8 protein-coding genes and 1 pseudogene are annotated in these 6257 nt (G+C 44.4%); 5 read left to right on the top strand and 4 right to left on the bottom strand.

Going from position 1 to position 6257, the window contains the following annotated elements; translation table 11 throughout:
- Positions 1–55 precede the first annotated feature (55 nt).
- From Psfp_RS08320 to Psfp_RS08330, 3 genes are all read left to right on the top strand, one after another.
- Complete coding sequence (locus Psfp_RS08320) at positions 56–280, top strand: hypothetical protein (RefSeq protein ID WP_134218072.1); 225 nt, start codon at positions 56–58, stop codon at positions 278–280.
- Positions 277–786 carry a PIN domain-containing protein gene (locus tag Psfp_RS08325; protein ID WP_134218073.1) on the top strand — a complete coding sequence of 170 codons (510 nt, stop codon included), beginning with the start codon at positions 277–279 and terminating at the stop codon, positions 784–786. The genes Psfp_RS08320 and Psfp_RS08325 overlap by 4 nt, the downstream gene beginning before the upstream one ends.
- A 198-nt stretch (positions 787–984) precedes the next feature.
- Positions 985–1443, top strand: a complete 459-nt coding sequence (locus tag Psfp_RS08330) for a DUF6147 family protein (protein WP_243120545.1) — start codon at positions 985–987, stop codon at positions 1441–1443.
- Between the two features lie 23 nt (positions 1444–1466).
- On the opposite strand, the gene Psfp_RS08335 is transcribed toward Psfp_RS08330, so the two are convergent.
- Positions 1467–2072 (bottom strand): DUF4367 domain-containing protein, encoded by a 606-nt coding sequence (locus tag Psfp_RS08335; RefSeq protein ID WP_134218075.1) that lies wholly within the window; start codon positions 2070–2072, stop codon positions 1467–1469.
- A gap of 7 nt (positions 2073–2079) precedes the next feature.
- Between Psfp_RS08335 and Psfp_RS08340 the strand changes: the two are divergent.
- Both Psfp_RS08340 and istB read left to right on the top strand, forming a co-directional pair.
- A pseudogene (locus tag Psfp_RS08340) lies at positions 2080–3129 on the top strand (IS21 family transposase); the annotation flags it as partial.
- The gene (gene istB / locus Psfp_RS08345; RefSeq protein WP_134218076.1) at positions 3083–3829 is read left to right on the top strand and encodes an IS21-like element helper ATPase IstB; all 747 of its coding nucleotides are present in this window, start codon (positions 3083–3085) and stop codon (positions 3827–3829) included. The pseudogene Psfp_RS08340 and the gene istB, both read left to right, overlap by 47 nt.
- Before the next feature lie 563 nt (positions 3830–4392).
- On the opposite strand, the gene Psfp_RS08350 is transcribed toward istB, so the two are convergent.
- The 3 genes from Psfp_RS08350 to Psfp_RS08360 all read right to left on the bottom strand — a co-directional run.
- The gene (locus tag Psfp_RS08350; protein ID WP_134218077.1) at positions 4393–4800 is read right to left on the bottom strand and encodes a peptidase M56 BlaR1; all 408 of its coding nucleotides are present in this window, start codon (positions 4798–4800) and stop codon (positions 4393–4395) included.
- 13 nt (positions 4801–4813) lie between these two features.
- On the bottom strand, positions 4814–5254 hold the full coding sequence (locus Psfp_RS08355; RefSeq protein WP_134218078.1) for a hypothetical protein: 441 nt from the start codon (positions 5252–5254) through the stop codon (positions 4814–4816).
- A gap of 470 nt (positions 5255–5724) precedes the next feature.
- Positions 5725–6257: transposase (locus tag Psfp_RS08360; RefSeq protein ID WP_243120544.1), on the bottom strand; the 533-nt coding region annotated here is incomplete at its 5' end.

Genomic DNA, 6257 nt, shown 5'->3' on the forward strand with positions numbered 1-6257 from the left:
GACTGGCTGCTGCATTGTGTTATGATGTAATTACATCATTAGGGAGGATGATACAATGCTGTTAAGAACACAAATTATGCTTGAAGAATCACAACACCGTTTTTTAACTGAAGTTGCCAGATTGAAGGGTATAAGTTTATCTGAGGTAATCCGGCAGTTGATCGAGGAAAAGCAGAGAGAGATTTCACTGGCCCAGGCTGAAGGAGCCGTGGATATGAGTAAGGGTGCTGTCGCTGGAGATGGTGGTAATGTTCACCATGACGAGGTTTTATATAAATGAGGCGAATATTCATTGACACTGGCGCCTGGTATGCGCTAAAGGATTCAAGTGATCCTCACCACCAGGCGGCCATTGATTTTTTTACCAGTATGCGGGGTCAGGTCTTATATTTTACATCTGATTATGTTGCTGACGAGGCCATTACCTTGGTAAGGTACCGGTTAAAAAACCATCGCGTCGCATCTGAAATGGCCCGCGAGCTTTTTACGGAAAAGGCGGCCAAAATGATCTTTGTCTCTTTGGATCATCACGACAGGGCACTTGAGATCTTTGCCAAATTTAGCGATCAGGAGTTTTCCTACACTGATTGTACGAGTTTTGCAATAATGGAAGCCATGCATATCAATGAAGCACTGGCCTTTGACAGTCATTTTAATTTTGAAAAACTTGGTTTTAGTCAGGTAATAAAGGACAGGTGCCCCCTTTTTCCAGCGACGGCAAAAAGATATTTCCCGTTTTCAAGTAATAGCCAAAATAAGCCCCCGTATTCCAGCGATGGCCTTTGAGCTTTGGTTTTTCCCGTATATCGTGGATACTTTTTCCATCAAATTGCCTCGATTTAGGCCCACCTGCCCCCTCCCCACAAATAAGTAATATACCCAGTAGATACAGTATCATGGTGAAGCATATTCTAAAAAAGGATCCTAAACAAACTTTTAGACGTCACTAATGTAGTGAATTTTTTAAAGGGGGAGAATGGTTTGATGAGGTTTAAGAAGAGTGCTTTTTTTGTACTGCTGGTGGTTGTTTTACTTGCGGCAACCAGCGTTGCCTTTGCAGCTGATCCTGAGACTAAAGCGCCTCCGGGAGCAAACGAGCCATTCAAAGAAGCAGGCATTGAGTCTTTGCTTTACTTGCAGGATTGGGGGTGCGACATAAATTATGCGGGTGACGGTTACCTGAATATTACCGGGTTCACCCAGGCTCGGCAGACAGTGGATTACATCATGGTCAGGCTGTATCTACAGCGCTGGGACGGCAGCAATTGGGTCGATATGGCGAGTTGGCCCTTTGAGCGGCATGCAGACTCCTATGCAGGCGGGGCCAAAGGACTGCAGGTGACAAAAGGCTATTATTACAGGGCAAAGGCTGTGCACGGCTTGACCGAAAATGGTTATAACGAGTCGGCGTCATCTTATTCCGGATATATTTATGCGAATTAAATAAGGACGCGTTAGGCGCCCTTTCACATGGATTCGATTATTTTCATGGCATCTTCTTTCGGGATAGCTCCTTCCAGCGTATAGATTACACCCTGTTTTATCCAAAAAAGTTTTATCGAATTATTTTTAAAAGTGACAAGCTTGCCGTTGTTTTCCCCGGCAATAAAATCTTCTACGGTGGTGTCTTCCAGGTCGTAGCCGTATCCTTGCGCGTATTCGCCGGGTGTGTTAACCTGCGTAAACAAGAAGTAACTTGCATCAGAGCCGGTAAAACGCATCGTAACTTTTGCAATTGGTTTTACCATTTCCTGAAATTTGACCGTATCAAGTATAAAACCAGGAGGCAAATATTCAGGAATCACCAGGGGGTAAGGAGAAGCCAACCTTGCTTCATCTATTGAAACGGCTATTTTCTGTCCGATATCAACTTCCCTGATTCCCTCACCGGGCGGGGTCTGGCCGGGTTCATTATGTTTGTATTCAGTCCGGACATTCATCTGGGTGCCGCTGAGCAGGGTCTCAACAATATTCACTATTTTTACACCTAACGCTCTGGCCTTTGTTGGGAAAGAGACGGAAATGGTTCCGGCTAATAGCAGCATAATACCTGCCGCTATGGCCAGGCGCATAGGCAATGCCTTCCTTTCGCAAAACCAAGAATGTTGGATTAACGCCCATATCAACGCTTATCGCTTTTTCGGTGGAGTCACTCGCATTTTGGTACCGGACAACTTAAAAACTGGCGTGGAGAAAGTGACGAAAGGCGAAACAATTTTCAACAAGACCTATCAGGAGCTGACTGAACATTATGGCACAGCGGTTATTCCATGCAGAGTTAGGGCTCCCAAAGATAAGCCGACGGTTGAAGGATCGGTCGGCATTATCTCGACATGGATACTGGCTGCTCTGCGTAATCAGCAGTTTTTATCGCTAAGTGAGCTAAATGCTGCCATCCGGGAAAAGCTACTAGCTTTTTTAGAGAAGCCCTTTCAGAAGAAGGACGGGAGCAGAGCCACATTTTTCGTGGAAGAAAAGCCATTTTTGCTGCCATTGCCCTTAAAGCCATTTGAGTTGGCGACCTGGAAGATTGCCACTGTTCAGTACAATTACCATATCAGTGTGGACACCCAGAATTATTCGGTACCGTTTGAATACATCAAGCAGAAAGTTGACGTCAGGATTACCCGTAATGTGATTGAGGTTTTCTTCCAAGGCAATCGCATTTGTTCTCATCCCCGGCTCTATGGTAGGAGCAATCAATACTGCACCTTAGAAGCCCATATGCCGCCGGATCATCAAAAATATATGACCTGGAATGGCGACCGCTTTAAATCCTGGGCAGCCAAAATCGGTGAGCATACAAGCGCTGTCATTAGCTTGTTTCTAGGGAGTCACAAAGTCGAGCAGCAGGGCTACAAGGCTTGTATGGCGCTTTTGAAACTGGCCGACAAATATTCTATGGAACGCCTTGAAGCGGCCTGCACCAAAGCATTATCCTACACTGCACAACCTAGCTTGAAGAGCATTCAGGCTATCTTAAAATCCGGTCAGGACAAGCTGCCGAAAGAGACCCCACCCCATTCCTCCTCTGAATTTGGACTCACACGAGGAGCCAATTACTACAGCAGGAGGATGGAAAATGCTAAACGATTCAACCGTAACCAAACTTCACGAAATGAAGCTTAGTGTCATGGCTGCAGCATTTCGTGAACAGCTTAAAAATGCAAACCTGTCTGACATGGCTTTTGAAGAACGCTTTGGTCTGCTAATCGATGCCGAATGGGCAGCTCGTAAAAACAACCGACTGTCGCGACTGATCAAAAATGCCGGTTTTGCTTTCAATGATGCGTGTATTGAGAACATTGAGTATCACGACGACCGTAAACTCGACAAAGCGCAGATTATCCGCTTAGCCAGCTGCAACTATATCCAGGAAGCCCATAACATCATAATCCTTGGTGCCACGGGCAGTGGAAAAACCTACATCTCAAATGCTTTAGGCATGGCTGCCAGCCGGAACTTTTACACGGTTAAATATGTACGGCTTCCGGATTTGCTGGGTGAATTGGCCATTGCACGCGGTGAGGGGACTTACCGTAAGGTTATTAAGGCTTACAAACAGGTAAAGCTGCTAATTTTGGACGAACGGCTTCTGTTTCCGCTAAAGGAAAGCGAAGCCCGCGATCTGCTTGAGATTGTTGAGTCCCGTTACAAAAAAGCTTCTACCATATTCTGTTCCCAGTTTGAGATCGGCGGGTGGTATCATAAAATTGGCGAACCGACACTGGCCGATGCTATTTCTGATCGTATTGTGCATGATTCCTATACCATTTTTATCGACGGTAAAAACTCTATGCGGGAGCGCAAGGGTATTGCCGGCAGATAATTAAACCAGCCTTACGGCTATTGAGGGCTCTGCCCTCAAACTCCCGAGGTTTATCGCTTAGTTTTCCAAGGAGAGTGATGTTATGTTGCTTTTAACAAAAAAGAGCGACGCCCACCGGCATCACTCTCCCCGCAAAACTCGTAAGCCGCTCGGGTCACTCCTCAGTGTTGCCTATCCTGTCTGTGAGTAAAAGCAATGTAAGCGTAGCACCGGTACTTATAAGCTGTCAATGTTAAATCTGTGCGACGCAAGTGTCCAGTTTCTGCGACGTAGCTGTCCAACAATGGCGGCTCAGGGTGTCCAATGCCGCCGACATATTCAGCCTGAAAGAAAACCTGTATGGTAACAGAGAAAAAAATGCTGGAGGCAATTGTCAGCCTGGCTGATAAATGTGGACACAGGAGAACTTCCATCTGGACTTACACGAGGGAAGGGGTGTACCTCACCCGATTTGATGGACACGCGAAATGGCTGGTACCAACAAAAAAGGGACCAGTTTCCTGGCCCCCATTACTGTTCTTTAATTTTTTAGTTCTTAAAAAGCAATACCACTTATTGCTTGATTAGTCAGTGGATTTTATTTCCTTAGGATATCCTTTATAGATTTTGAATTCGCCAATAACAGTCTCACCATCAACGGCATACAACGGTATTATCTTAATGTCAGGGGCCTTACGCTGCAGTTCCAAAGCTTCCTCCGGCGTTTTAGGCATTACTCCATTTAAATCTACAGATTTAATGTACCCCTCAGTGCCGTCCACGCCTATTGCAAGAATTAAATCCGGCTCTGTTTCTATGGAAGTAGCTTGTGTATTAGAGCCATATGTCTGACCATTCAAGTTCTTAGGATAATGGGGAGCATCGCTTGGACTGGAGAATGCGGGGCCAAAACTAATTATCCCTATTGTTAAGCCAGCAACTATACCAATACAAATAATTACTATTCTTCCTACGAGCGACTTAAACCACATTTTATTTCCTCCTTTACTGACATAAGACATTTGGAGTCCTGTATGTTGAGTATTGATTATATCCGTTGCCGTTCCAAACTTGTGTTAAGCCTTTAGAGTAGTAATATTGACCATTAATACCTCCGGACGGGAGTACTTGGTATAATCCATGAACAGTTGAGGTATTATATACCCAATTCGAAGCATTATATATTGCGCCACTTGAATTATACATGAAAGCTTGGGCACCCAAATACCCTGATGGTACGTTTCCCGCAGTGCTTCTTTCAATATAAGTTGTGGCTTGCACACCACCACCAGTTAGGAAAGCTTCAGCCTGGTTGCGGTACGGGTAACCATAAACGGTTCCAATGTCATACCAATCACTAGTTACTGCATATGCTGCTACACCTATTGAAAGAAGGATACCCAGTATGAACGAGCAGAACATGACTTTTAGTTTTCCTCTAAGCAATCGAAATCCCCCTCTTTTATTCTGGCCGCGGTAAACCAGTTCTTTTATGGAAATTACCATAAATTGCATTATCATTCTGCAAAAAAGTATCGAAATGCTGACCCCCTCAGAATATTAAATATGCGCACTCATTGGAATTACCTCCTTAAAGCATTGCTTACACCCCCTACAAAAAGATTGCTTTGCATGCCTAAAAACGCATTCACTATTAAGACGAATGAAAACGGCTTTTGGATCCATAAATTAGGAAAATATTTATAAAAAATTTTCTAAAAAAAGGATCCTAAACAAATTCTTAGACGTCCTAATGTAGTGAATTTTTTTAAAGGGGGAGATTGATTTGATGAGGTTTAAGAAGTGTTCTTTTTTTGTATTGCTGGTGGTTGTTTTCCTTACGTTCAAGTTTGACACTTTAAATTTAGAAATCCCCTAATACCAAGGGTTTGAAGGCAATATCAACAGACGTACCACTACACTCCTTCCGTTTCAGGAAAGAGCGTTAGGTCAATATATTCTGGTTTTTCGGGTTCTTTCGAAGGTTTGTTTTTGTTCTCCAACTTCATGATTTGCATAGGCGGGCGAATGCTTAACGCTCTAAAAGCTTCATTAGCCTTACCAACCAATTCAGTACGGCACAAGTACCGGTCTTCTCCGATAGTCATCTCAACAGCCCTTAGCTGCTGCAAATCACGTAACAAATAAAGGTACTCAACTTCAATATTTTTCTCAAGAAGCTTTCTTCGCAGGGCTGATTCCAGTACCAGGGCCAGGAAACAAACCATAATGTGACCACGTACCCGGTTGTCTTTCCAGTGATAAACCGGTCGTAAATCCAGACTGGATTTAATCTCCCGGAAAGCCCGTTCCACCCGCCACAGGTCCTTGTAGGCCAGGGCTACCTCTGCCGTGTCAAGCTGAGAGTTGGTGCGAAGCACATACTTACCGTCATAGCGGGCTTCTTTTTTAAGGAGTCGCTGGTTAATACCAACGACGGCGTCTTTAT

This window comes from Pelotomaculum sp. FP, assembly GCF_004369245.1.
In the GTDB taxonomy this organism is placed as follows: Bacteria; Bacillota; Desulfotomaculia; order Desulfotomaculales; family Pelotomaculaceae; genus Pelotomaculum_C; species Pelotomaculum_C schinkii.